The sequence below is a fragment of the Thiomonas arsenitoxydans genome (assembly GCF_000253115.1).
In the GTDB taxonomy this organism is placed as follows: domain Bacteria; phylum Pseudomonadota; class Gammaproteobacteria; order Burkholderiales; family Burkholderiaceae_C; genus Thiomonas; species Thiomonas arsenitoxydans.
Genome location: NC_014145.1, coordinates 1,940,813 through 1,962,059 on the forward strand (window position 1 = coordinate 1,940,813; position 21,247 = coordinate 1,962,059).

The 21,247-nt window shown below is 64.8% G+C and carries 26 protein-coding genes and 1 pseudogene; 20 read left to right on the forward strand and 7 right to left on the reverse strand.

What is annotated here, in order from left to right; genetic code table 11:
• Positions 1-30: 30 nt before the first annotated feature.
• The 10 genes from THI_RS09030 to THI_RS09075 all read left to right on the forward strand — a co-directional run bounded on the left by THI_RS09030 (position 31) and on the right by THI_RS09075 (position 5,542).
• Positions 31-831 (forward strand): hypothetical protein, encoded by an 801-nt coding sequence (locus THI_RS09030; RefSeq protein WP_013105951.1) that lies wholly within the window; start codon positions 31-33, stop codon positions 829-831.
• A gap of 4 nt (positions 832-835) precedes the next feature.
• Positions 836-2,233 (forward strand): radical SAM/SPASM domain-containing protein, encoded by a 1,398-nt coding sequence (locus tag THI_RS09035; RefSeq protein ID WP_013105952.1) that lies wholly within the window; start codon positions 836-838, stop codon positions 2,231-2,233.
• Entirely contained in the window at positions 2,230-2,523 is a 294-nt protein-coding gene (locus THI_RS09040; RefSeq protein ID WP_013105953.1) for a hypothetical protein, read from the forward strand. Before THI_RS09035 ends, THI_RS09040 begins: the two co-directional genes overlap by 4 nt.
• Positions 2,524-2,605: 82 nt before the next feature.
• Positions 2,606-2,860, forward strand: coding sequence for a hypothetical protein (locus THI_RS09045; RefSeq protein ID WP_013105954.1), 255 nt, complete (start codon positions 2,606-2,608; stop codon positions 2,858-2,860).
• On the forward strand, positions 2,857-3,411 hold the full coding sequence (locus tag THI_RS09050) for a phospholipase D-like domain-containing protein (RefSeq protein ID WP_013105955.1): 555 nt from the start codon (positions 2,857-2,859) through the stop codon (positions 3,409-3,411). The genes THI_RS09045 and THI_RS09050 overlap by 4 nt, the downstream gene beginning before the upstream one ends.
• The gene (locus tag THI_RS09055) at positions 3,408-3,854 is read left to right on the forward strand and encodes a lysozyme (protein WP_013105956.1); all 447 of its coding nucleotides are present in this window, start codon (positions 3,408-3,410) and stop codon (positions 3,852-3,854) included. The genes THI_RS09050 and THI_RS09055 overlap by 4 nt, the downstream gene beginning before the upstream one ends.
• Positions 3,851-4,054: a hypothetical protein gene (locus THI_RS09060; RefSeq protein ID WP_013105957.1), complete on the forward strand. Its 204-nt coding sequence runs from the start codon at positions 3,851-3,853 to the stop codon at positions 4,052-4,054. The genes THI_RS09055 and THI_RS09060 overlap by 4 nt, the downstream gene beginning before the upstream one ends.
• Before the next feature lie 2 nt (positions 4,055-4,056).
• Positions 4,057-4,464, forward strand: coding sequence for a hypothetical protein (locus tag THI_RS09065; protein WP_041608966.1), 408 nt, complete (start codon positions 4,057-4,059; stop codon positions 4,462-4,464).
• A gap of 23 nt (positions 4,465-4,487) precedes the next feature.
• Positions 4,488-4,751 carry a hypothetical protein gene (locus THI_RS09070; RefSeq protein ID WP_050985932.1) on the forward strand — a complete coding sequence of 88 codons (264 nt, stop codon included), beginning with the start codon at positions 4,488-4,490 and terminating at the stop codon, positions 4,749-4,751.
• A 32-nt stretch (positions 4,752-4,783) separates the two neighbouring features.
• A complete protein-coding gene (locus THI_RS09075; protein ID WP_231836125.1) occupies positions 4,784-5,542 on the forward strand; it encodes a UPF0149 family protein in 759 nt (252 codons plus the stop codon).
• A 608-nt stretch (positions 5,543-6,150) separates the two neighbouring features.
• Here the strand turns inward: THI_RS09075 and THI_RS09080 are convergent.
• Positions 6,151-7,119, reverse strand: coding sequence for an IS1595-like element ISThsp17 family transposase (locus THI_RS09080; protein ID WP_013105962.1), 969 nt, complete (start codon positions 7,117-7,119; stop codon positions 6,151-6,153).
• Positions 7,120-7,733: 614 nt separating this feature from the next.
• On the opposite strand from THI_RS09080, the gene THI_RS09085 reads away from it, so the two are divergent.
• The 4 genes from THI_RS09085 to THI_RS09100 all read left to right on the forward strand — a co-directional run bounded on the left by THI_RS09085 (position 7,734) and on the right by THI_RS09100 (position 10,381).
• The gene (locus THI_RS09085; protein WP_041608967.1) at positions 7,734-8,417 is read left to right on the forward strand and encodes a hypothetical protein; all 684 of its coding nucleotides are present in this window, start codon (positions 7,734-7,736) and stop codon (positions 8,415-8,417) included.
• Between the two features lie 91 nt (positions 8,418-8,508).
• Positions 8,509-8,856, forward strand: a complete 348-nt coding sequence (locus tag THI_RS09090) for a hypothetical protein (RefSeq protein ID WP_013105964.1) — start codon at positions 8,509-8,511, stop codon at positions 8,854-8,856.
• A 106-nt stretch (positions 8,857-8,962) separates the two neighbouring features.
• Positions 8,963-9,622: a DEAD/DEAH box helicase family protein gene (locus THI_RS09095; RefSeq protein WP_013105965.1), complete on the forward strand. Its 660-nt coding sequence runs from the start codon at positions 8,963-8,965 to the stop codon at positions 9,620-9,622.
• 78 nt (positions 9,623-9,700) lie between these two features.
• Positions 9,701-10,381 (forward strand): hypothetical protein, encoded by a 681-nt coding sequence (locus THI_RS09100; protein WP_013105966.1) that lies wholly within the window; start codon positions 9,701-9,703, stop codon positions 10,379-10,381.
• On the opposite strand, the pseudogene THI_RS19140 reads toward THI_RS09100, so the two are convergent.
• Positions 10,270-10,668: pseudogene (locus THI_RS19140) on the reverse strand (transposase); the annotation flags it as partial. The gene THI_RS09100 and the pseudogene THI_RS19140 overlap by 112 nt on opposite strands.
• On the opposite strand from THI_RS19140, the gene THI_RS09105 reads away from it, so the two are divergent.
• Genes THI_RS09105 through THI_RS09115 form a run of 3 tightly spaced genes read left to right on the forward strand, consistent with a single transcriptional unit; the run spans position 10,549 to position 12,705 of the window.
• Complete coding sequence (locus THI_RS09105) at positions 10,549-11,016, forward strand: TlpA family protein disulfide reductase (protein WP_079668484.1); 468 nt, start codon at positions 10,549-10,551, stop codon at positions 11,014-11,016. The pseudogene THI_RS19140 and the gene THI_RS09105 sit on opposite strands and share 120 nt — an antisense overlap.
• Before the next feature lie 41 nt (positions 11,017-11,057).
• Positions 11,058-12,203, forward strand: coding sequence for a protein-disulfide reductase DsbD family protein (locus THI_RS09110; protein WP_231836127.1), 1,146 nt, complete (start codon positions 11,058-11,060; stop codon positions 12,201-12,203).
• 10 nt (positions 12,204-12,213) lie between these two features.
• Complete coding sequence (locus THI_RS09115) at positions 12,214-12,705, forward strand: protein-disulfide reductase DsbD domain-containing protein (RefSeq protein ID WP_141130560.1); 492 nt, start codon at positions 12,214-12,216, stop codon at positions 12,703-12,705.
• 148 nt (positions 12,706-12,853) lie between these two features.
• Here the strand turns inward: THI_RS09115 and THI_RS09120 are convergent, their stop codons facing one another.
• The 5 genes from THI_RS09120 to THI_RS09140 all read right to left on the reverse strand — a co-directional run bounded on the left by THI_RS09120 (position 12,854) and on the right by THI_RS09140 (position 17,221).
• Positions 12,854-13,444, reverse strand: a complete 591-nt coding sequence (locus THI_RS09120; RefSeq protein WP_013105969.1) for a hypothetical protein — start codon at positions 13,442-13,444, stop codon at positions 12,854-12,856.
• Positions 13,445-13,454: 10 nt separating this feature from the next.
• A complete protein-coding gene (locus THI_RS09125) occupies positions 13,455-13,712 on the reverse strand; it encodes an SHOCT domain-containing protein (RefSeq protein WP_041608969.1) in 258 nt (85 codons plus the stop codon).
• An 81-nt stretch (positions 13,713-13,793) separates the two neighbouring features.
• Positions 13,794-14,189 (reverse strand): DUF302 domain-containing protein, encoded by a 396-nt coding sequence (locus THI_RS09130; protein ID WP_013105971.1) that lies wholly within the window; start codon positions 14,187-14,189, stop codon positions 13,794-13,796.
• A 95-nt stretch (positions 14,190-14,284) separates the two neighbouring features.
• Positions 14,285-16,585: a heavy metal translocating P-type ATPase gene (locus THI_RS09135; RefSeq protein WP_013105972.1), complete on the reverse strand. Its 2,301-nt coding sequence runs from the start codon at positions 16,583-16,585 to the stop codon at positions 14,285-14,287.
• A gap of 165 nt (positions 16,586-16,750) precedes the next feature.
• Positions 16,751-17,221: a Cd(II)/Pb(II)-responsive transcriptional regulator gene (locus THI_RS09140; RefSeq protein ID WP_013105973.1), complete on the reverse strand. Its 471-nt coding sequence runs from the start codon at positions 17,219-17,221 to the stop codon at positions 16,751-16,753.
• 88 nt (positions 17,222-17,309) lie between these two features.
• Here THI_RS09140 and THI_RS09145 point away from each other — a divergent pair, with 88 nt between their 5' ends.
• From THI_RS09145 to THI_RS09155, 3 genes are all read left to right on the forward strand, one after another.
• Complete coding sequence (locus THI_RS09145) at positions 17,310-19,625, forward strand: heavy metal translocating P-type ATPase (RefSeq protein ID WP_013105974.1); 2,316 nt, start codon at positions 17,310-17,312, stop codon at positions 19,623-19,625.
• A 145-nt stretch (positions 19,626-19,770) separates the two neighbouring features.
• Positions 19,771-20,910, forward strand: coding sequence for an IS630-like element ISThsp15 family transposase (locus tag THI_RS09150; protein ID WP_013105975.1), 1,140 nt, complete (start codon positions 19,771-19,773; stop codon positions 20,908-20,910).
• A complete protein-coding gene (locus tag THI_RS09155; protein WP_013105976.1) occupies positions 20,876-21,172 on the forward strand; it encodes a hypothetical protein in 297 nt (98 codons plus the stop codon). The genes THI_RS09150 and THI_RS09155 overlap by 35 nt, the downstream gene beginning before the upstream one ends.
• Positions 21,173-21,247: the final 75 nt, after the last annotated feature.

Sequence of the window (21,247 nt, forward strand, 5' to 3'; positions counted from 1 at the left end):
TCTGACATTCCACAAGCGAGACCTTGAATCATGACCACCATTCTCCTCACCAGCGACCCCAAGGCCGCTGGCTTCGCCGCGCAATGCGCAGTTGCTGGCACGTCGTCCCAGCCCGTGTTATCCGACGCGGGCTCGCAGACGCTCACACTGGATCTCGCCTCGGTGTTTGCGCCGCTGTCGTCCCTGCTGATCTACCAGGACTTCTTGGGCCGCTGGATCACCGTACCCGGCTCCGAGCAGGTCGACTCCAAGGACTTCGTCGCCTGGATGCAAGGCGCCTACGGCGTCAACGCCCAGGCACCGCTGTTCGTGCTGTGCTGCGGCAACAGCATCGACCGGGTCGCGTTGGTGGCAACCGTGCCGACGAGTTGCACGCTGCCCTACACGGTGGCCGCCAACCCCAAGCGCTTTGCGATGACGATCGCGGCCGACCTCTACCCGGAACTGGCCCACCTGCAGGCGGCCTACAAGGCCAAAATCGATGCGATGTCGCAAATCTGCATCCCAGATGCGGTCATGGCCCTGGAGCAGCAGGTCGACCTGCTGACCTCTGCGGTGCTGGAACTCTTTGCGGCACTGCCCGCAGCGCAGCAGCCGGCGTGGTTCGCCGCCGTGAGTGGCGATCTCTCCCAAGCCGGGGTGCAGACGCTCATCCCGCAAGACGCGATGCTGGCCAACATCGTCGCGGTCAAGACTCAGGTGCGCGCGGTGCAAAAGGCCTACCTCGCGGCATCCCAATCGGCCATGACCGCCGCAGCGGCCGTGACAGCACCGCCGAGTTCGGCGACGGCGACCACCAGCGGCACGGTCGCCGCGCCCACCGCCTCCTGACCCCATGCGCTTTGTCATCGATGCCCTGGGCCCCCAGGGCCGGCAGCGCTTCGTCTACGACAACGTCACGTCGAGCCTCACGCAGGGAGATGGCCGCCCAGTGGCGATGCCATTCGAGATTCCAGCACCCGCGCCATGGCAGTCGGTGTCGGCCATCTCGCGTGATACGCCCGGGCTCAAAGGCGGGCCGTTTCGGCGGATCAAGATCCAACTCGGGCTGCAGTGCAACTACGCCTGCAGCTACTGCAACCAGGCCAGCCAGCGGCCCGCGCAGGAAGGCGCCGGGCGTGTCGACGCCTTCCTGGCGACGCTTGCGACTTGGCTGAGCGTCGAACGCCATCGCGCGCCCACCTTCGAGTTCTGGGGCGGTGAGCCGCTGGTGTACTGGAAGCTGCTGCAGCCACTGGCCGAAGCTCTGCGCCAGCGCCATCCGGACGCGGGCTTGTTCCTGATCACCAACGGTGCGCTGCTCGATACGGCCAAGGTGGATTGGCTCGACCGCATGGGCTTTGCGGTGGGCATTTCGCACGACGGCCCCGGGCAGGCCGCGCGCGGACCCGACCCGCTGGAGGTGCCGGCCACCCGCGCGGCCATCCTGGACTTGTACCGCAGGTTCAAGCCGCAGGGGCGCGTCTCCTTCAACGCGATGCTGCACCGGGGCAATGCAAGCCGAGCGCAGGTCCAAGCGTTCTTTGTCGCACTCACGGGCGACGCCGACGTGCCAATCGGCGAAGGGCATTGGATCGACGCCTACGACGACGCCGGTGTGCGCGCGTGCCTGCGCAGCCCTGCGGAGCACGCGATGTTTCGCCGGCAGGCCTTCGCCGAGGCGCGCGCAGGATGCGCCAGCAACTTCGGGGCGCTGCGCGGCAAGGTCGAAGCGTTCATGGCCAGCATCGCACATCGCCGCCCGGCCTCATCCCTCGGCCAGAAGTGCGGCATGGACCGCGCCGACCACCTGGCCGTCGATCTGCACGGCAACGTCCTGACCTGCCAGAACGTCGCAGCAGGCACGGCTGCACCCAATGGGCAGCCCCATCGCCTGGGCACAACGGCCGCGATCGAGCGCGTGGCGCTGGCCTCTGGGACGCACTGGAGCCGGCGCCCCGAGTGCCCGCGCTGCCCGGTGCTGCACATCTGCCGGGGATCTTGCATGTTCCTCGAAGGGCCACTGTGGCAGACCAGTTGCGACGCGGCGTATTCGGACGCGGTGGTGGTGTTCGCCCTGGCGTTCGAACTGCTCACCGGAACCGTGCCGCTGCGCATCGACGCGCTGGAGGGCGAGCCCCTGCCCGATACGCGCCGGGATCTGTTCGGCAGCGATGCACGGGTAGGCGCTGGCGCCGTGGTGCGCCGCGTCATTCCGATTCATTCCATGTCACCCGTAAGGAGTTCTGCATGAAGCGTTGGCCGTTGATCTTGATTTGGCTGGGGCTGTGGCTGGTCGCCCCCGTGGCACTGGTGCGCATGGCCTGGGCGATCGTCCGCGCCCCCAAGCGCGCCTGGCTGATCGCCATCGGTTTCGACGACCTGGGCAACGTCGCGGCCAATGGCCAGCTGGGCCAAACCATCAGCAGCCGCGCTGCTCACGCCCGGCCCGCGCGCTGGGGTTGCCTGCTGTGCGCGCTGCTCGATCGCCTGGATCCTGGGCACTGCGACCGGGCGATGACGGCGCGCGACCAGAACCTCTGAGGTCCCGCTTTGTACTGGCTGCCGCCCGGGACGACCCGAGGCGGCATTTATTTTCGTGGGTCGATTGAAAGGAGCATTTGCCATGACCGAACCCCAACCCCCTCAATCCACGATCGACGCGCTTCGCGCCGAGATCGATCAGATTCCATCGCCGGAGTTCCGGCTGCTGGCCCGCTACATCGAAGCCTTCCACCAGAAGCACTCGGAGGAGTTCGCTGAGATGAAGCAGACCTTTCTTACCGCCAAGGGTGGGGCGCGCGCCGTCATGTGGCTGTCCGTCGTCGGCAGCGGCCTGGCGGTCATTTGGGGTGTGCTGCACGGAGTGATCAAGCCATGAGCCAAGTCCTCGCCGCACTCGGCATCCTGCATGAGACCGCCGAGCAGACCCGCATCATTACCCCCTACGCTGACGGCCTCAAAGCCTTCGAAGCGTTCCTGGCCGGGGCTGCCGCCCCCGGAGCCAAGCTGCGCACCATGATCTACGGCTGCACCCTGCAACCGTTTTTCGACGCGCTGATCGAGGCGCATCGGTGCAGCGCGGACGTGAAGGTGATTTTCGATCACACCCAGGCGACGGGACGTGCCGAGGCACCGCAGATCGAGCGTCTTTGCGAGGCAGGGCTCGTCGATGGCGAGCACTTCCTCATCGGCACGAGTCCCGTGCACCACCAGATCGTGCATCTGAAGGCCACCGTGATCTGGACGCCTGACGGCAAAGTCGGCGTGGAGGACGGATCGTGGAACTACTCCACCAACGCCAGCCAGCAGATGAACGATCTGTGCTTCACGGCTTCGCCAGGCCTGGCGGACTACTACACGCAGGCCTTCGAGCGACTCTGGGCCTGGGTGCTGGCCAATGAACCGCAGTACCAGGGAGACGCGCGATGAAGCCGCCGATGACCTACAGCAAGGCGGGTGAGCAGCTGACCGAACGCTTCGAAGGCTGCCGACTGCAAGCCTATGCGGATACCGGAGGCGTCTGGACGATCGGCTACGGCCACACCCACGGTGTGATGGAGGGCATGGCCTGCACGCGCGAGCAGGCGCTGGCCTGGCTGGAGCAGGACACCCGGGAAGCTGCCGCCGCGGTCAACCGGCTGGTCACCGTGCCGCTCGAACAGGCCGAGTTCGATGCCTTGGTGGACTTCGTTTTCAACCTCGGAGTTGGCGCCTTTGCCCGCTCGACGCTGTTGCGCGATCTCAATGCGGGGAATCTGGCGGCGGCTGCGGCGCAGTTCCCGCTGTGGGATCACGATGCCGGGCGCGTATTGGCCGGGCTTTTACATCGCCGTCTGGCCGAGCAGATGGAGTTCGAAGGGAGGACGGCATGACGCTACTGGAGTTGATCACGGGCGAAGACAACGCCACGCTGGAGCCGGCCTACTGCTGGTGGGCGCTGGCGATCCTGGTGGGGCTGGGGCTGGAGGTCTACGCCGTGCTCTCGGGCAAGCCCTTCGATCTGCAGCAGTACGGCATCGGCATCGGCGCGCTCCTGGCCGGTGCGGGTTTCAGCAAACACCTCGGGAGTTGACGATGGGCAGCGTGCTGTGGATTCTGATCCGGCGGCAGTGGTGGTTGGCGCCCGTGATCCTGGTTGCCGCGGGCCTCGCGGGGGAGCGGATCGTGATCGCGCATTTGCGGGCGCAGCTTCTGGCGTGCCAGGCGGCTGCGGTGAAACAGCAAGCGAGCATCGCACAGCTGCGCGCAGGCATCGCCGCGCAGAACCTCGGCGTGGAGAACCTGCTGGATGCTGCCCATCGGGCACAGGAGCGTGTGGCGACAGCGGGGAAAGCACGACAGCTTGCAGCCGCTCGGGCGCTGTCGACGGCTGCGCGGCGCGTGGCGCGGATCGAGGCGGCGCCCGTACCAAGTCCCTGTGCAAGCGCGGCAGCCTGGGGAGTCGAGCAGGCCGCAGGATTGGCTCGGGGGTGGGGACGATGAGGACGGCCGCAGTTGGGTTCGGGATGTTGGCCTTGGCAGGCTGCGCGGCGTCGCCCGCGGTGCGCACGCAGGTGGTCCGCGTGCCGGTGCCCATCGTGCAGCCGTGTCCGGCGCCAAGCGTGCCGGCGCGCCCGGCTCTGCCGATCGCCGCACTCGCGGCGACATCGAGTCCGGCGCAGGTGATGCGGGCGTATGTCGTCAGCGTCGCCATGCTCAAAGGCTATGTCGAGCAGTTGGAGGCGATTCTCGGCGTGCAGAGAAAACCCGCGCCGCATCCGGTGCGATAGCATCGAGCGATGCCTTGCCTCCAGCATCCGTGATGAAACGATTGCCCGAACTGACACCGGCGGATTCTCTGCGCATGATGGCGCCGCCGACCGAGGAGCAGATCGACGAACTCGAAGCGTTCCTGCTCTCGGACGCCACGTCCGACGAGGTCATGATGCTCGAGATGCTGGACGGCTACCTGACGGCGATCGCCTCGGGCCCGGTGGAGGTGGCTGGCAGCGAATGGTTGCCCGGAGTATGGGGGCCGACAGCCGAGGACGAGCCGGACTTCGAGTCCGAGGACCAGGCCGCACGCATCGTGGAGACGATCGTGCGGCAGTACAACGGCATCGTGTGGAGTCTGCATCACGATCCGGACACCTTCGATCCGAGCTTCGAGACCACCGTGTATGCCGACGATCCGCACCCGTACCTGGATGGCGAGATGTGGGCCTTCGGTTACATGAAGGGCATCGCGCTGCGTCAGACAGCCTGGCAATCGTTGTTCGACGACCCCGCGATGCAAGAAGTGCTGCGCCCGATCTGGCTGCTCGGCGCAGACGACCCGCAGGGTGAACTGGATGAGGCCACCCGGACCCCGGCGCAGCGCGAGGCCCTGACGCAGCAGATCCCGGCGGCCGTGGCGGCGATCTATCGATACTGGCTGCCGACGCGCCAGGCGGTGATGGAGCGGGAGGTCGCCACAACGATCGAGCGCACGCATCCGAAAGTGGGGCGCAATGATCCGTGCCCTTGTGGCAGCGGGGAAAAGTTCAAGAAGTGCTGCGGAGTGGCGGCGCAGTTGCACTGAAGGGCGTTGCATTGGGTGGCTTCACCTGATTCATGGCGAGCAGGACAACGTGGTTCCCAGTCGGTGGTCGGTCGAAGGCGCTGACTCCCTGCGCTTGAGTGGTGGTCACGTGACACTGGACCTGGTGCCGGGCCTCGGCCACGGGATCGATGCCCGCGCGTTGCGGCTCGTGCTGGGTTACCTTGGCGATCCTGAGAATTGATGCCATGGCTGCGCGTCTGGTCATCTCCGAAACGCAGTATGTTCTTCAGCAGGTGCGCGGCGGCGCCTGGACTGATCTCGCAGTGCTCGCCGGCGGAGCCGAAGCTCTCATGCCCTCGAGCCGAGCGGTGGACGAGCGCCAACTGGAAGCGGCGATAGAGACGGCAGAGGATTGGTTGATGCCTCACGCGCCGGGTTTGCGGGGTGAGGGTTTGGAAGTGCAGGATAACTTGGGGCGCCTGAAGGCTGGCATGGAGAACGTCCTGTCTGTGACGACCAGCCAGTGGTCTATGGCCGAAGTAGAAAGCTTCTTCCTCAGAATGGTGGACGCCGCGACAGGGCGACATCCATCGCCTTTGCTGGCGGGACGGCACCATTTCGTTGCTGACTTGTTGGCGCTGTTCGCGTTAGAGGTTGATGACCTGCTTTCCGAGGGCCGAGGTGAGGATGTCGCGGGGCTCGACGCCGCCGGCGCCCCAGGCGCGCAAGCGCATCCAGGCCAGGTAGAGCGGCAGGTTCTTGGTCGCCACGCCGCGTAGCTGGCGATTGACCCAGGACTTGAGCCGCTCGTGGTAGCTATTGGCCGATTGCACGTGGTACACGCCGTCCATGACATGGCCGTCGTAGCCCACGACCAGGCTCTTGGCCGGAACGCCGAGGTCCTTCTCCAGGTTCAGGAACGCCGAGCCGCCGTCGGTGCACACGACCGTCTGTCCGCGTCGCACGACGTCGCGCAATGCGCGCGTCACCTCCGCGGCCGTCACGCGGGTCAACAGCTTGTCGGTGGTGTAGCGCTGCCCGCGTAGGCGCCCCACGAGCACCGGGGCCCACTCGCTGGCCTTGCGTCCGCGGCCGGCGCCTTCGCCGCCACGATGCCGCGGTGGGCGCTTGAGGCTCCTCGAACCCTTGTGGGAGATGCGGAAGTACGTCTCGTCGACCTCCAGGAGCCCGCTCAGGGCCTTGGGCTGATGCTCGACGACCTTCTCCAAGAAGCGCAGGCGCCAGCGGTGCGCGGTGCTGACGGACACAGAACACGCCTTGGCGGCCTGGCGCACCGTGAAGCCCTTGGCCAAGCACCTGGCGTACGCCTCGAAGGTCTCACGCCGGCGCAGTCGCGCCAAGGGCGTGTCGGTCGTCGCGTTGGACGTCTTGCCGCAGTCGCGGCACAGGTAGCGCTGCAGCTCGCCACGGTGCCCGTTGCGCACCACTCGGAGGCTGCCGCAGCGGCGGCAGGCCACAGGGCGCGCCTTCTCGAGCACTTCCAGGCCGGCTCGCCGGGAGCGGGCGGCCTTCAGCGCATCGCCGAGGCGCTCTATCTGCGCCATGGACAGCTTGTCCATGGACTCCAGCAGCCGCTGGAAGGCCGTGCTTCGCATGCTCACCCCCTCGTGTCGAGAGGGTGATGGTACCGAAATCAACCGCTAACGCGAACAGCGCCGACTTGTTGCTCTTGCGGGAATTGGCGCATCACGGGCAGCTTGCTGGGATGCAATTGTTTGATTCGTACGGACCGCGCCGAAGGGGGTCGATAGGATAGAGATGTCAAGTTGTACTTGCCGCATTCCTTTTCGTTGCCAGCGGCCGAGCAAGCACCTGTCCGACCTCTTGCATCCCTCGAAGACTGCCTGACCCAACTCATGACCTCGTAAAGGCAAGACCCAGCGTGACTCCTGAGGAGTCGGTGCGGGATGTTGCGTAGCGTGCGAGCGCTGTAAGGGCGGTGGTATCTGGCCAGGGCGGCCAAATCATCGAATCCACGCCCTCAAGGCCAAGGCGTTACTATCTGGCTCGGCAAACGGACGCGGGTTCGGTTCCGGGTTCCACCACCAATTTTTATTTCTAAGCCCTTGTTTATCAAGGGCTTTTTTCTTTTTCGTTGGGCGAGTTCTTACTCCAAGGCCACCTCCGTGCGAGTGCTTTACACACCGATTGACTGGTGATTCTGCGTTGATTTTTTGACCACCGCAGATTGGCTTGCGATAATTTCTGCATGCGCTCCTTTGACAGGCTTGATTACTTCCGACTGGCTCGTGCCATGCTAGTGCTCGCGCTGTCGCCGGCGCGAGCAGTCGGTGAGCAATTTTGGCAGGCGCTAATGCCCCCGCAGGAAAAAAATGACCGCGGTTTGCTGCCTGCGGCCGTTCGTTTGATCGCCCGCCTTACTGCGGCCGCTGCGGCGATTGTCGTCCCGGCCGATGTTTTGTTGCTGTCTTCTGACCTCACCCGCTCGCCCCTGCTTGAATCGATCTTCACTCAATTTTTTGACTTTTTGTTGCCGGCGTCGCTGGTCTGCGCCGCAGGTTTGGTTTTTGCGCTCTTGTTGCTCGCGGTTGGCGCGTTGGGCGCGGCGGTGGGCGCATACAAGGGTGAATTCGCGCCGCGCGACGCGGTGGGCGCGCTCCGGCATCTAATTTCGAGGGTCATCCCGCCCGGCGTGGCCATAGCCATCTCGGCGGCGGCACTTTCCACACTCTCAGCAGTTGTGTTGAGCGTTTTTGAAGCGGCGCTCAGAAAGCTAGGCGCAAGCTTGTTGCGAATGAGAGTCAGCTGGGCGCATGCGCGCCAGCCTGTGAGGATTCGAGCTCGCACGATCACTCACCTTTGTCTCAGCCCGCGCCTCCTGGCCCAACGCCCCTTCGCCGCCCGCGCTCTGCGGGTAGCTACATCTTCATAGCGGCTCACGCCGCAGCGGCCCTCCTAGGCCGCCCGCATCGCATCCCCACAAGCGTGATGGGGGGTCGCTCCTGCATGGACATGGAGTGATCATGAGCGTCGAAATTCTTAAATTTTTTCTGGATCGGATCGCAGCCCAGCTAGGGCTGGAGTCAGCCCCTATTTACCTCACGCGGGGCCAAATCGCCCGCATCGCCCAGTTCAAAAATTCACATTCCCTCGCCTCGGCCTTCAGCAGAGGTTTAGCTAAACGGCAGCCGCGTTGGCTGGCGTTTGAAGCTGCGATAGGGAATGGCGCCCACCGCGTCGCGGCGGAACGTGTGGCGCACTGGATGGCCATTCAGGCGGGCATGCTGCCTATGCCAGCAATGGCAAAAAAAGATGATGGAGAGCCGACGCTGGAAAGCGCGTTCGGGCTCATTCGTCGTCGCGGCGGATGAGAGGGGGCGAGCATGCACCCCACCGCCACGCCGGCGGTGGGCGCGGCTGTTGCCGCGCCTATGCCGGTCCGCGCTATATCCAAACCAACCCCAAGGCGGAGTGGATATGCCATCAACAACCGAATCTCAGCGCAAGCTCCGCGCCGCAGAGCTGCAGCCCGTGCGCGACGCTATGGGCGCGGCGATGGCGTCATACTTCGAGCAGCACGCAGCGCAAATCGCATTGCTCGATGAGGTGCGGGAATTTAATTTGAGCTCGCGTGCTACTGGCGCGCAGAAGCGGCCGATGCCTGAGCCCCTACCGCCTCTGGGAATCCTTGCGACGGTCGGTTTGGGCAAAGGCGTGGGCGTCACACCAGTGGTGAGTATGGCGCACTCCGCTGGGCTGCCAGTCGTTATTTTGGTGCCAACCCACCAGCTAGCCCAGGAGTATGCTGAGCGTTTGAAACCTTTTGGGGCTGTGGTCTACCAGGGCCGGCGTGAGCCGTCTCAGAGCCAGCCGAATGAAGCTCCAAGCGACCCAGGAGCGCACGCATGCTACCGCTTGGAGCGCGTGGCGGATGCGGGCGACCAGAATCATCGACCGGCGCAGGGGCTGTGCGGCAAATGCCCCAACGGGCAGGCCGGCGTCCTGCAGTTTGTTAGCCGAGACCAGATGCGCGTGCAGCGCGCGACCGACTTCTTCAAGGCCCGCGGCATGGATCCGGCCAAAACACCGCCCTGTCAGTTTCTGTTCCGGGGGCTGCCGGACCAGCTCTCAGCCTGAATCCTTGTCGCGCCAAAGGCGGCGTTCAGCGAGGCAATGGGCGACTGGCGCGAAGTCGACCCAATATCTGGAGCGACCATGAGCCAGGCCAAAAGGCTCGTGATTATCGACGAGCACATCTCGCTGGCCAGTGAAGTCGAGATCGACGCGGGTGAAATCAAAGTCTGGCGCAATCGCTTGGATGGGCTGACGGAGCGGCTGGAGCGTTCGATCTGGGCGCTGCAAGCTAAGGAAGCACCGACGCGAGACGAGGAAGGCGAACTCGCTCAGGCAAAGGCAATGCTTGAAGTGATCCCCGAAATCGACGCGCTTCTTCGGGACGTTGGCTCAAAAATCGCTGGTGACGTTCCCCTGGGCGTTGATGCGCAGCGCATCATCGCTATGCAGAAAAAGGTCACCAAAGCTGGTGGATCGACAGCAGGCACGGCTAAGTGGGAGCGGGTGAGCTATTCGCACGAAGATGACGATTTCTTCATTCCCTTGCGGGCCTTGTCTACTTTGGCGCGCAACTGCGCATCGGAAACGATGCGGCAAGAGAAAGGCGCGTTGTTCGCTTATGAGACGAGCCCCATCGTTGAGTGGGCGCGGGACCATGGCAGCGTCATTTTCCTCGACGCGACAATGAGCCTGGCGATGCGCGAGTTCATTCAATCGCGGGGCGGGGAGATCGCCTCCTTTTCGCGTTGCGCGTGCAGGCCGATCGCCCAGACGAAGCCCGCCAGTTCGCGAGCAACGGCCACACAGACCTTGTTGGCCTGAATGCCCCGCTTGTACAGGGCTGCGTAGCGGCCGCTCAGTCGTAGCTGCCCTTTCCAGGCGATCGTGCGGATCGCCTCGGACAGCCCCTGCTGACGTTCGTTAAGGTCTCTGCCAACCCTGGCCTTGAATCGGTAGTTCCAGGCCGCCTCGACCAGCAGCCTGCGCGCATGGCCGTTGCCCGTCTTGGTGATGCTTCCCCGACTCGTGCGCTCACCGCTGGAGTGCTCCGAGGGCACCAGACCCAGGTAACCCATGAGCTTGCGCGGGTGTTCGAATCGGCTCAGGTCTATCTGGTGAATTTCTGGGCCACGAGCTGCGCCACCTGTATCAAGGAAATGCCCAAAATGGTCAAGACGTACGAGCGATTCAAGGGAAGGGATTTCGAGTTCATTGCCGTGGATATGAGCTATGACCCGCTGCCCTATGTCACCGATTACACCTCGACCCGGCATTTGCCGTTCGAGGTTGCCAAAGACGTGGGCGGCCGTCTGGCTCGCGAGTTTTACGACGTGCGCCTGACTCCGACCACGTTTCTGGTCGATAAGCAAGGGAACATCGTCAAGAGGATTCTCGGCGAGCCAGACTTTTCTGAACTCGATCGGCTGATCCAACACGAACTGGCTAAAAACGCTTGAAAGGACCAAGCCCCATGGACATCTCACTCCTCCTCGAAGTCATGCTCGCGCTCGGCGCAGGCATGCTGCTCAACCTGACGCCATGCGTGCTGCCGGTCATTCCAATCAAGGTTCGCACCATCCTGCGCGAAGCGGGAGAAAAACCGGCAACCCGTGCCCTGTCTGCCAGCCTGTTCGCTGCGGGCTCCCTGTTGTTTTTCACCCCCCTGGGGCTGGCCACAGCGCTGCTGCATCTTCAATGGGGTGTGCTGTTCCAATCACAGGCCGTGCTGATCGGCTTGGTCATCGTCCTTCTGGCGATGGCGGTGATGAATTTCACGGGGCGCGGATTGCCCATTCCTCCCATCATCGCCAGAATGGGAGGCGATCGTTTTGCCGAGCCATTGATCTCCGGCCTGGTCAGTGCCCTTTTGTCCTCTCCCTGCACCGGCCCCTTGCTGGGTGGGATCCTCGTGTTTGCTCTCACCCGGCCAGCGACAGAGATTGTGATCATTTTCATGGCCATCGGCCTCGGTCTGGCTCTGCCCTACGCCATTCTGCTTCTGAAGCCCGGGCTGCTGGATCGACTGCCGCGAGGGGGGGCTTGGACCGACGTCGTGCGTCAAAGCTTCGGCTGGCTGCTTGCCGGTGCCGCAGTCTTTTTCGTGCAAAGCCTCGTTCCAGCCATGCTCGACAAAGCGCTATGGTTCAGCTTGGTTGTCGGGATCATGCTGTGGATCTTCGCAACGAGCTTTCGCGCCGCAGATCATGCCTCCCGCTGGGCCGCGCCACTATCGAGTCTTCCTTCGCTGGCTTTGGTCTACCTGAGTGCGGGGATCTGGCCCGCCCCATCGCAGGGCATCCCCTGGCAGCCGCTCAAGGCAGATCAGATCACCGAGATCGCCAGTCTGCATCGACCTGCGCTGGTCGAGTTCACCGCGCAGTGGTGCCTGAATTGCAGGTTTCTGGAGAAAACCGTCTACCGCGACTCGCGCGTTGTGCAAGCCCTGCGCGCCGGTCGTGTCGTCCCACTGCAAGTCGACCTGACACGCCCCAACCCAGAACTGCAACAGCTGCTTGCCGCATACGGCGGGGATGGCCTGCCGTTCGTGGCCATCCTGGATCGACATGGACGGGAGATCGATCATCATTCAGGATTGTTCACGGCCGACGCGCTCCTCGGCGATTTGAATGCCATCCACCGATAGAGAACTCATGATGAATCCAAGAACCCTACGCATTGCCATCGCCTCGTTCATCGTTCTTGCCCTTTTGCTTGCTGCCATGTTGCTGATCCGGGCCACCCACCCTCCTGGCTTCGGCGCGAGCATCCCCGCCAACCTCGTCGACTCCTCCATGAAGGTTCGCGCTGGCGCCGCGATCGATGGCCGCGATGCTGTGGTGACGTTGCACATCCAGCCAGGCTGGCATGTGTACGCAAATCCGCCGTCGGCTCCTTACTTGATCCCTGTCACGATCGTCGTGCAACGTGGCGGCCACGGGCTGGATCTCCAGCCGAGCTACCCACCTGGTCAGGACATTGGCCTACGGGTCGACGGCAAGATCATCCGGGTCTACGAGAACGGCACGCGCATCGCACTACCCGGTCTGTCCAGCCTGCACGATGTCCGCATACAGGTGCGGGTCCAAGCCTGTGCCGACAAGGGGCTATGTCTTCCACCCGCAACGCTCATCGCTTCGTCGCGATGAACGCGCCATCCATGCGTGTTCGATGAATACCGTCTGCGGCATCCGTGAAACACGGCATGGCCAGCAGCCCCAGGGCTCAGATTCGGCGGGCTGATGTTGCCTCGCCGCAGCGACCCACCCGGCACCCGAAGCGCGCCTGTCGCACAGGTCAGGAGCCGGGCGCGGACGATGGCGCTGCCGGCTGTGACGGGGCGCTCAACGCAACCTGGATTTGCTGCTCCGCCTGAAGGCGGATTTGGACGATTTGCCGCAGGATTTCGGCGACCGCGGCGCCGGCCTTGGCCTGCGCCGCCGGATCGGGCTTGGCCACGGAGTTGACCTCCAGCAGGTTGGCGCGAGCGGTGTAGAGCTGCGCCTGCAAGGCGCCTTCCTGACGCAAGGCCTCAGCCTGAATCTGTCCAATGCGCACGCGCTGCTGCGGCGTGAACGATTCCTGCCAAGTGCCCCTGGCCGCCGGCCAGATGCCCCCGCCCATCATGCCGTAGCCATAACCGCCATCGTCACCATAGCCGTGATCGCCCTGAACGCCGAGAGCACCCCAGTCCCTGACCGGGCCGTTCATCATGCCGTAGCCGAATCGTGGCCCCCACCAACCGGAACTTTCACGCCAGGGGGGCGGTGCGCCCGCTTCCCATCGCTGGCCCCGGAAGGGAACAGCGCCGAATTCGGGGATCAAGAGCAGGTAAAAAGCGAACAGCACGATCGCCAGCGCGAGCAGCCACTTCGGTAGCGGTTTCATGATCCCGGCCTCAGCTTTCCAGCTCGCGCCGCATGCGGTCATAGGTCTCGCGGTCGATGTCCCCGCGGGCGTAGCGCTCCTTCAGAATGTCCAGGTGCCTTTTGCTGTCGGATCGCGCCCCGGAATCGCCCGAATGGCCCGTGAACAACCATCGGATCAAACCCACAAGCACGGCGAGAATCAAAGCCCACCACACCAGCATGAAGAGCCAGCCCAAACCGAAACCGCCCCATCCGCCCATCATTCCATATCCATAGCCCATGACCATGCTCCCATTGGATGTTCACAATAACCAGGCACCGACCGGCTGGACCGAATCAGCGCCTTGATGACGGCACCGACGCAGCCCTCAGGCGCGCAGGGCCTCGGCGACGCGCTTGAGCTTGCCGCGCACTTCGCCGCCGAGTTTGTCCACCTCGGGGCGCTTGACCATGCCGAGCACGGCCGCTGGATCCATGAACACCACGCTGACCCTGCCGTCCGCTTCTTCCCGCACGACGACATTGCAGGGCAGCAGCGCGCCAATATCCGGCTCGGCTTGCAGGGCCTGATGGGCATAGTGCGGATTGCAGGCCCCGAGGATGAGGTAGGGACGTTCCTCGATGCCGAGTTTGGCCTTGAGCGTGGCGGCCACATCGATGGTGGTCAGTACGCCGAAGCCCTCCTGTTGCAACGCCTCGGTCGCCGCTTGCACGGTGGCCTCGAAGCCTTTGGGGCTGGTCACGGTAAAGACATAGTCACTCATGGGTAAACCTCCGGATTCTAGGAATGAACGGGTTGAAGATGGTGGTGCACGGTCCTTGATGGCATCGTCTGGCGCATGGCTCTGTCGGCTGCATGTCACGCCTGCGCTGTTGCTACCTGCGGCCCGGCCACGGCGCTCGTGGCCGGGCCGATGCGAATGCCGGCCAGCCGGGTGCGCTTGAGCATCAAGGCATTGACGGCCACCAGCGCCGAGCTGCCGGACATGGCGAGCGCCGCCACTTCCGGACTGATGGTGAAGGGGTAGAACACTCCTGCAGCCACTGGAAACGCAATGACGTTATAGGCCACGGCCCACCACAGGTTTTGATGCATCTTGCGCAGCGTAGCGCGCGACAGCTCGATCGCGCCGACGACATCGAACGGATCGCTTTTCATCAGCACCACGTCGGCGCTTTCGATCGCCACATCGGTTCCAGCGCCGATGGCGAAGCCGACATCGGCCTGCGTCAGCGCCGGTGCATCGTTGATGCCGTCGCCCACCATGCCGACCCGCTTTCCCTGCGCCTGCAACTCCTTGATCTTGGCTGCCTTGTCACCGGGCAGCACGTCGGCCAACACGATGTCGATGCCGATCTCGCGGGCGATGCGCTCCGCCGTCGCCCGGTTGTCGCCGGTCAGCATGGCCACCTGCACGCCCCTTGCGTGGAGCGCCGTTACGGTGGGTGCTGAGGTCGGGCGCACGGCGTCGGCAATGGCGACGAGGCCGATCAGCCGCCCTGCGCGCGCGACGTGCACCACCGTGCGCCCCTGTCCCTGCAGGCGCTGCGATGCGGCCTCGAGGCCGTTCATGTCCACCGTGTCGAGCGCCATCAACTTGGCGTTGCCCAGCAGCACAGTGTCGCCGCCCAGTTCTGCCCGGGCACCCATGCCGTCGACATTGGTGAACGCGCCGGCGGGTTCCAGTGCAAGGCCCTGGGCGCGCTTGAGGATTGCTAGCGCCAGCGGATGCTCGGAGAATTTCTCCACGGCCGCGGCGGTCTTCAGCAGGTCGTCTTCCGCTGTTCCGGCAGCCAACGCCAACTCGACCACTTCCGGCTGTCCCAGGGTCAGCGTACCGGTCTTGTCGAAAACCACCACGTTCAATCGGGTCGCGTCCTCCAGTGCGGAAGCGTTCTTGAACAAGATGCCGTTCATCGCGCCGAGCCCCGTCCCCACCATCACAGCCATCGGAGTGGCGAGGCCGAGCGCGTCAGGGCAGGCGATGACGAACACGGTGATGGTGAGTGCCAGCGCCAGCAGAAGCGGCTGTCCGAGGACGACGTACCAGGACACGAAGGTCGCCACGCCGATCAGGACGGCGATCACCACCAGCCATTGCGATGCGCGGTCGGCCAGCAATTGCGCCGGCGCCTTGGAGTTCTGCGCCTCCTGCACCAGCTTGACGATCTGCGCCAGCGCGGTGTCGGCGCCCACCTTGGTGGCGCGGTAGCGGAAGCTGCCGCTCTTGTTGATGGTCGCCCCGATCACCGCGTCGCCGGGTTTTTTCCCCACCGGCATCGACTCGCCGGTCAGCATCGACTCGTCGACCTGCGAGGCGCCTTCCAGCACCTCGCCATCCACCGGAATCTTGTCACCGGGGCGGATGAGCACCACGTCGCCCGGCAGCACCTCGGAGGTTGCCACCGTGAATTCTGCACCATCGCGCAGCACCGTCGCCTTGGGCGGCGCCAGGTTCATCAGCGCGCGGATCGCCTCGGAAGCGCCGGCGCGGGCGCGCATTTCGAGCCAATGCCCCAGCAGGATGAACACCAGCAGCACCGACACGGCCTCGTAGAACTGCGCGCCCTCGAAGAAAAAGGTCGTGCCGACGCTGAACAGATAGCCTGTGCCGACGGAGAGCACGACCAGCACCGCCATATTGAGCACGCCGTTGCGCAATGCGCGTGCCGCCGCGACGAAGAAAGGCCAGGCCGGATAGATCACCGCGGCGCTGGCCAGGCCGAACAGCCAGTCCTTGAGCGCGAGACCGAACGGCGGCGCCGGCGGTGCGAACAGGCCACCCATGGGCGAGTACACGAACAGCGGGACCGTGAACAACAGGCACACCCAGAACCGGTTGCGCATGTCCCGTGCCATGGCGTGCGCATCCATGCCGGCGCCGTGACCCATGTCGTGCGCCATGGCGTCCTTCGCGTGCGGCTCGCACAGGTGGTCGGGAACCGACTCGCCACGGCAGTGATAGCCGCACCGCGCGACGTGCGCCTGCAGTGCGGCCACGTTTGTCAAGGCCGCGTCGTACACAACCGTGGCGCTGCCCCCGACGTAGTTGACCTGCACGTCGCTGACACCGGGCAGGCGCCGGAGCTGCTTTTCGACCCCGCGGGCGGAGAGACTCGACACCAGCCCGGAGACATCGATGACGCTGGTGGTGTTCATGGGGACCGTCTTGTTCCTGAATCGGATGGCTGCGCCGGCGGAGCGGACTATCAATCCGCTCCGCCGTATGGAAACCAACTTGTTTCCACCTTAGCGCCGCAACGCTGTCCCGTTCATGACAGGGACATTAAAACTCTGTCATCTTTCGCCGACCCACGCCTACGCTCACGCCGACCCGCCACCTCGAGGATCCGCTCCGGGCCGATCGACCGGCTCCGCATGGCATTCGCATGGCCCGCCGGCCGCGGCCTGTTGCAGGTTCTGCATGATGCCGCAGTCGCTCGCCGTCCGGTTGGCCTGGCAGGTCTCGCGCAACGCGTGCAACTGCTGCTCCAGCAGGCGCAGTGATTCGACCTGATGATGAATGCGCGCGATCTGCCGGTCGATCAACTGGTTGATGTCGTCGCACGCAGATTCAGGATGTTCCTGAAAGCCGCGCAACACCCGCACGTCCGGCAATCCCATGCCGAGAGAGCGGCAGTGACGAATGAAGTTGAGTTGCACCATATGGCCGCCGGTGTAGTTGCGATAGCCGTTGCCCTCGCGGGCGGGCGCATCCAGCAAGCCCTCGCGCTCGTAAAAACGCACCGTCTCCACGTCGCAGTGGCCGCGCCGCGCTAATTCCCCGATTCGCATGATGTATTCCCCTGCCGTGCAAAGGCACTTGACCCTGTAGCTGCTACAGGCTGTTCAATGATCGCACTGTTCACCGAGATCCGCCATCATGAGCCAGTACGACCCCACCAGCACAGCGTTACGCCTGCCTGTCCAGGCGCAAGACCATGAACCCGCCTGTGACCACGATCATGGTCACGACCGCGGCCCTGATGCACATACCCACGCCCACGCGGCGGCCGATGCCTGCTGCGCCCCAACGACACAGACCGACTGCCTCACGGGGGTGTGCAACACCAATCCGGCACCCGAAGGGACCAGCCGGGTGCGCTACCGCATCGACAAGATGGACTGCCCGACCGAGGAGCGCCTGATCCGCAACAAGCTGGAGGCCATGCCCGGGGTTGTGCAGCTCGACTTCAACCTCGTGAATCGGGAGCTCACGGTGTATCACCGCTTGGATCAGCCCCAGGAGATTGCCGTGGCGCTGGACAAGCTGGGCATGGCACCCAATTTGCTGGAAGCCAATGCGCCGGTGTCCGTGCTTCCCCCCGCCCTGAGCCGAAGGCAAAAAGGTCTGCTCGCCGTGGCTGGCGCCGCCGCCGTCGCGGCCGAGGTCATCGCCTGGTCGAGCGGGCAAGAAGCCTCGTGGATGGTGATGGCGCTTGCCGCCGTGTCCATCCTCAGCGCCGGTCTGCCGACCCTCAAGAAGGGCTGGATCGCGCTCAGAAACCTGACCCTCAATATCAACTTCCTGATGTCCATCGCCGTGGCCGGGGCCGTGGCGCTCGGCAAGTGGCCGGAAGCGGCGATGGTGGTGTTCCTGTTCGCCGTGGCCGAGGCGATCGAGGCGCTGTCGCTGGAGCGTGCCCGCAACGCGATCAAGGCGCTCACGGCCATCGCGCCGGAAACCGCCGAGGTCAAGGCCGGCGAGGCCTGGCAGACCAAGCCGGTGGCCGGGGTGGCGGTCGGCAGCCGCATCCGGGTGCGCACCGGCGCGCGGGTGCCGCTGGACGCACGCGTCGACTCCGGCCGCGCGGCGCTGAACCAGGCGCCGATCACCGGGGAAAGCCTGCCCGTGGACAAGCAAGCGGGTGACCTGCTGTATGCCGGCAGCATCGTGGCCGATGGCGTGGTGGAAGCCACCGTCACGGCCTCGGCTGGTGACAGCACCTTGGCCCGCATCGCCCTGGCCATCCAGAGCGCGCAGTCACAGCGCGCGCCGACCCAGCGTTTCGTCGATCAATTCGCGCGCTACTACACCCCCGCGGTGGTGGTCTTCGCCATCGCCGTGGCCATCCTCGGCCCGCTGCTGAGCGGCGGCGGCTGGAGTTCCTGGCTGTACGAGGCCCTGGTCATGCTGGTCATCGCCTGCCCCTGCGCCTTGGTGGTGTCGACCCCGGTCACGGTGGTCAGCGGCCTCGCGGCGGCGGCCCGGAGGGGCATCCTCATCAAGGGCGGGGTGCATCTCGAAGGCGGCCGGCTGCTCAAAGCCGTGGCGCTCGACAAGACCGGCACGCTGACCCTCGGCAAGCCCGCGCTGACCGATGCGATCCCGCTTGGCGATATGCCGATCGCGCAAGCCCTGCGGATCGCCGCCAGCCTCGATGACCACAGCACCCATCCGGTCGCCCAGGCGCTGGTCGCCGGTTGGCGCGCGCAGCAGCCGGGCGCCGCAGTCATGCCTGTCGATGATTTCGGCGTGCTCCAGGGGCGCGGCGTCACAGGCCGTATTGCCGGTCAGGATTGGCATCTGGGCAATCACCGTCTGGTCGAAGAGATCGGGGGGTGTTCGGCGGCACTGGAGGCGCGGCTTGCTGTCCTGGAAAATGCCGGCAAAACCGCCATCGTTCTGTGTGACGCGGCCGATCCGGTGGCCGTGTTTGGCGTTGCCGACACCCTGAGGCCGGAGAGCGCGCGGGCCGTTGCATCCCTCAAGTCGCTGCATGTCGAACCGGTCATGTTGACCGGCGACAACCCGGCCACGGCACGGGCGATTGCCGTTCAGCTCGGCATCAAGGATGCTCGCGGCAATCTGCTGCCGCAGGACAAGCAAGCCGCTGTCGCGGAGCTTCTTGGGCGCTACGGGTCGGTCGGCATGGTCGGCGACGGAGTGAACGATGCGCCGGCGCTGGCGCGTGCGACGATCGGCTTCGCCATGGGGGCGGCCGGCACCGCCACGGCGCTGGAGACCGCCGATGTGGCCATCATGGACGACGACCCGCGCAAGATCGCCGATTTCATCCGCTTGAGCCGGCGCACCGCCGCGATCCTCAAGCAGAACATCACCCTCGCGCTGGGCATCAAGGCGGTGTTCTTCGCCTTGGCCCTGAGCGGAGTGGCGACCCTGTGGATGGCGGTGTTCGCCGACATGGGGGCCAGCCTTCTGGTGGTGTTCAACGGGATGCGACTGCTGCGCCGGTGAGTACGGGATGACTTGGTACGATTCGATCGCCGCATTGACGGTATCGACCCTGCCCACCAGGGTCTTCCCGGGCATTCCTGGGCCCTAGTACAACATCCCTGAAATACCGTTACATAGAGAGGGGCATGAAGTAGACTGTTTGGCCATGAGTCGTGAGCGCGTGGCATCAGTCATCAAGTTGTCGAGGAAGGATCAGGCGAAGCTGCGAGATACGCTGCGTCGGGGTACGGCGCCGCAGCGCGACGCGCTGCGAGCGCGGATCGCGTTGCTGCTCCACGATGGACACACGATCTCGTCGATCGCATCGACGTTGCAGGTGTCGCGGCCGACCGTGATGCGCTGGCGAGAGCGGCTTGCGCAATCGGGTGTGGAAGGCCTGCACGAGGGGCTGCGCCCGGGCCGACCTCGACAGATTGACCCGGCGCAGCGTTTGCAACTGCTGGCGCTAGCGTGCGAGACCGGCGAGGATCGCGCCGGGACGCTGCCGACGCTGGATGAGTTGTGCGTGCGCGCAGTGGAGCGAGGCGTGGTCAAGCACATCAGCCGTAGCCACTTGCAGCGCATTTTGCAGGCTGGCGACGTGCGGCCGCACCGCGTTCGGCAATGGTTGCATTCGCCCGACCCGCAATTCCGCGAGAAGGTCAACGCGATTTGCGCGCTGTACCGGCGCGCGCCCAAGGGCAGCGTGGTGCTGAGCGTCGATGAGAAGACCGGCATCCAGGCCATCGAGCGCAAGCATGCGGATCGCCACGCGCAACCCGGGCGACTGCGCCGCCACGAATTCGAATACATCCGCCACGGTACACAGGCGCTGACCGCGGCGCTGGACGTGCATACCGGCCGTGTGCTGGGGCGCTGTACCGATCGCCGCACCCAGGCCGACCTCGTGGCTTTCATGGAAGACGTCGCGCGCGCATATCCCAGCGGGCCCGTGCATGTCATCTGGGACAACCTCAATACCCATCGCGCCTGGGGCGTGTGGCAGGCGTTCAATGCCCGACACGGCGGACGCTTCGTCTTTCACTACACCCCGCTGCATGCCAGTTGGGTCAACCAGATCGAGTTGCTGTTCGGCATCTACGCCCGCCGGGTGCTGCGCCGTGCCAGCCACATCTCGGTGCACCATCTGCGCGAGCGCACCGAGGACTTCATTGCCCAGCGCAACCTCGATCCGCGACCGTTCCGCTGGACGTTTGCAGGCTTCGAGTTGCAAACTGGGGAGCCTAGGCATCACGTCCATTGCTCTCGCCATGACCGCACCCCTCGTCCCCGACCCCGCCAGTGAATTGCAGGGCTTGCTCGCCCAGTTGACCGGGCACGCCGCCGCCCGAGTGCGCCGCTATGGCAAGCATCTGCTCATCCAGATGCAGCGCGACGAATCCCTCGACACCGTCGCCCGATTGACCGAGACAGGGCGCGACCACTACGTGGCTGCCTTTCGAACCCATTCAGGGCGTTGGGAGCCACTGCCCGCCTCCGGCAACCTGCACCAAACCGCCGAGATCGTGGTCGCCATGCTGGCGCCATACCTTGATCCTGAGCTGTAACTCTATTTAAGGGATGTTGTACTAGCCTGGATATTTCGCGAGCAAGAAGGTCGGCCGCTTGATCCGGTCGTGCGT

What these genes read in the sequence shown, in the direction of transcription:
- THI_RS09050 (WP_013105955.1), top strand. Translation starts at nt 2,857, where the DNA reads ATGAGCCAAGTCCTCGCCGCACTCGGCATCCTGCATGAGACCGCCGAG.
- THI_RS09115 (WP_141130560.1), top strand. Translation starts at nt 12,214, where the DNA reads ATGAATCCAAGAACCCTACGCATTGCCATCGCCTCGTTCATCGTTCTT.
- THI_RS09065 (WP_041608966.1), top strand. Translation starts at nt 4,057, where the DNA reads ATGGGCAGCGTGCTGTGGATTCTGATCCGGCGGCAGTGGTGGTTGGCG.
- THI_RS09135 (WP_013105972.1), bottom strand. Translation starts at nt 16,585, where the DNA reads ATGAACACCACCAGCGTCATCGATGTCTCCGGGCTGGTGTCGAGTCTC.
- THI_RS09055 (WP_013105956.1), top strand. Translation starts at nt 3,408, where the DNA reads ATGAAGCCGCCGATGACCTACAGCAAGGCGGGTGAGCAGCTGACCGAA.
- THI_RS09145 (WP_013105974.1), top strand. Translation starts at nt 17,310, where the DNA reads ATGAGCCAGTACGACCCCACCAGCACAGCGTTACGCCTGCCTGTCCAG.
- THI_RS09090 (WP_013105964.1), top strand. Translation starts at nt 8,509, where the DNA reads ATGAGCGTCGAAATTCTTAAATTTTTTCTGGATCGGATCGCAGCCCAG.
- THI_RS09130 (WP_013105971.1), bottom strand. Translation starts at nt 14,189, where the DNA reads ATGAGTGACTATGTCTTTACCGTGACCAGCCCCAAAGGCTTCGAGGCC.
- THI_RS09100 (WP_013105966.1), top strand. Translation starts at nt 9,701, where the DNA reads ATGAGCCAGGCCAAAAGGCTCGTGATTATCGACGAGCACATCTCGCTG.
- THI_RS09140 (WP_013105973.1), bottom strand. Translation starts at nt 17,221, where the DNA reads ATGCGAATCGGGGAATTAGCGCGGCGCGGCCACTGCGACGTGGAGACG.
- THI_RS09085 (WP_041608967.1), top strand. Translation starts at nt 7,734, where the DNA reads ATGCGCTCCTTTGACAGGCTTGATTACTTCCGACTGGCTCGTGCCATG.
- THI_RS09155 (WP_013105976.1), top strand. Translation starts at nt 20,876, where the DNA reads ATGACCGCACCCCTCGTCCCCGACCCCGCCAGTGAATTGCAGGGCTTG.
- THI_RS09105 (WP_079668484.1), top strand. Translation starts at nt 10,549, where the DNA reads ATGGCCGTTGCCCGTCTTGGTGATGCTTCCCCGACTCGTGCGCTCACC.
- THI_RS09080 (WP_013105962.1), bottom strand. Translation starts at nt 7,119, where the DNA reads ATGCGAAGCACGGCCTTCCAGCGGCTGCTGGAGTCCATGGACAAGCTG.
- THI_RS09040 (WP_013105953.1), top strand. Translation starts at nt 2,230, where the DNA reads ATGAAGCGTTGGCCGTTGATCTTGATTTGGCTGGGGCTGTGGCTGGTC.
- THI_RS09150 (WP_013105975.1), top strand. Translation starts at nt 19,771, where the DNA reads ATGAGTCGTGAGCGCGTGGCATCAGTCATCAAGTTGTCGAGGAAGGAT.
- THI_RS09060 (WP_013105957.1), top strand. Translation starts at nt 3,851, where the DNA reads ATGACGCTACTGGAGTTGATCACGGGCGAAGACAACGCCACGCTGGAG.
- THI_RS09110 (WP_231836127.1), top strand. Translation starts at nt 11,058, where the DNA reads ATGCTCGCGCTCGGCGCAGGCATGCTGCTCAACCTGACGCCATGCGTG.
- THI_RS09030 (WP_013105951.1), top strand. Translation starts at nt 31, where the DNA reads ATGACCACCATTCTCCTCACCAGCGACCCCAAGGCCGCTGGCTTCGCC.
- THI_RS09075 (WP_231836125.1), top strand. Translation starts at nt 4,784, where the DNA reads ATGAAACGATTGCCCGAACTGACACCGGCGGATTCTCTGCGCATGATG.
- THI_RS09125 (WP_041608969.1), bottom strand. Translation starts at nt 13,712, where the DNA reads ATGGTCATGGGCTATGGATATGGAATGATGGGCGGATGGGGCGGTTTC.
- THI_RS09035 (WP_013105952.1), top strand. Translation starts at nt 836, where the DNA reads ATGCGCTTTGTCATCGATGCCCTGGGCCCCCAGGGCCGGCAGCGCTTC.
- THI_RS09070 (WP_050985932.1), top strand. Translation starts at nt 4,488, where the DNA reads ATGTTGGCCTTGGCAGGCTGCGCGGCGTCGCCCGCGGTGCGCACGCAG.
- THI_RS09045 (WP_013105954.1), top strand. Translation starts at nt 2,606, where the DNA reads ATGACCGAACCCCAACCCCCTCAATCCACGATCGACGCGCTTCGCGCC.
- THI_RS09120 (WP_013105969.1), bottom strand. Translation starts at nt 13,444, where the DNA reads ATGAAACCGCTACCGAAGTGGCTGCTCGCGCTGGCGATCGTGCTGTTC.
- THI_RS09095 (WP_013105965.1), top strand. Translation starts at nt 8,963, where the DNA reads ATGCCATCAACAACCGAATCTCAGCGCAAGCTCCGCGCCGCAGAGCTG.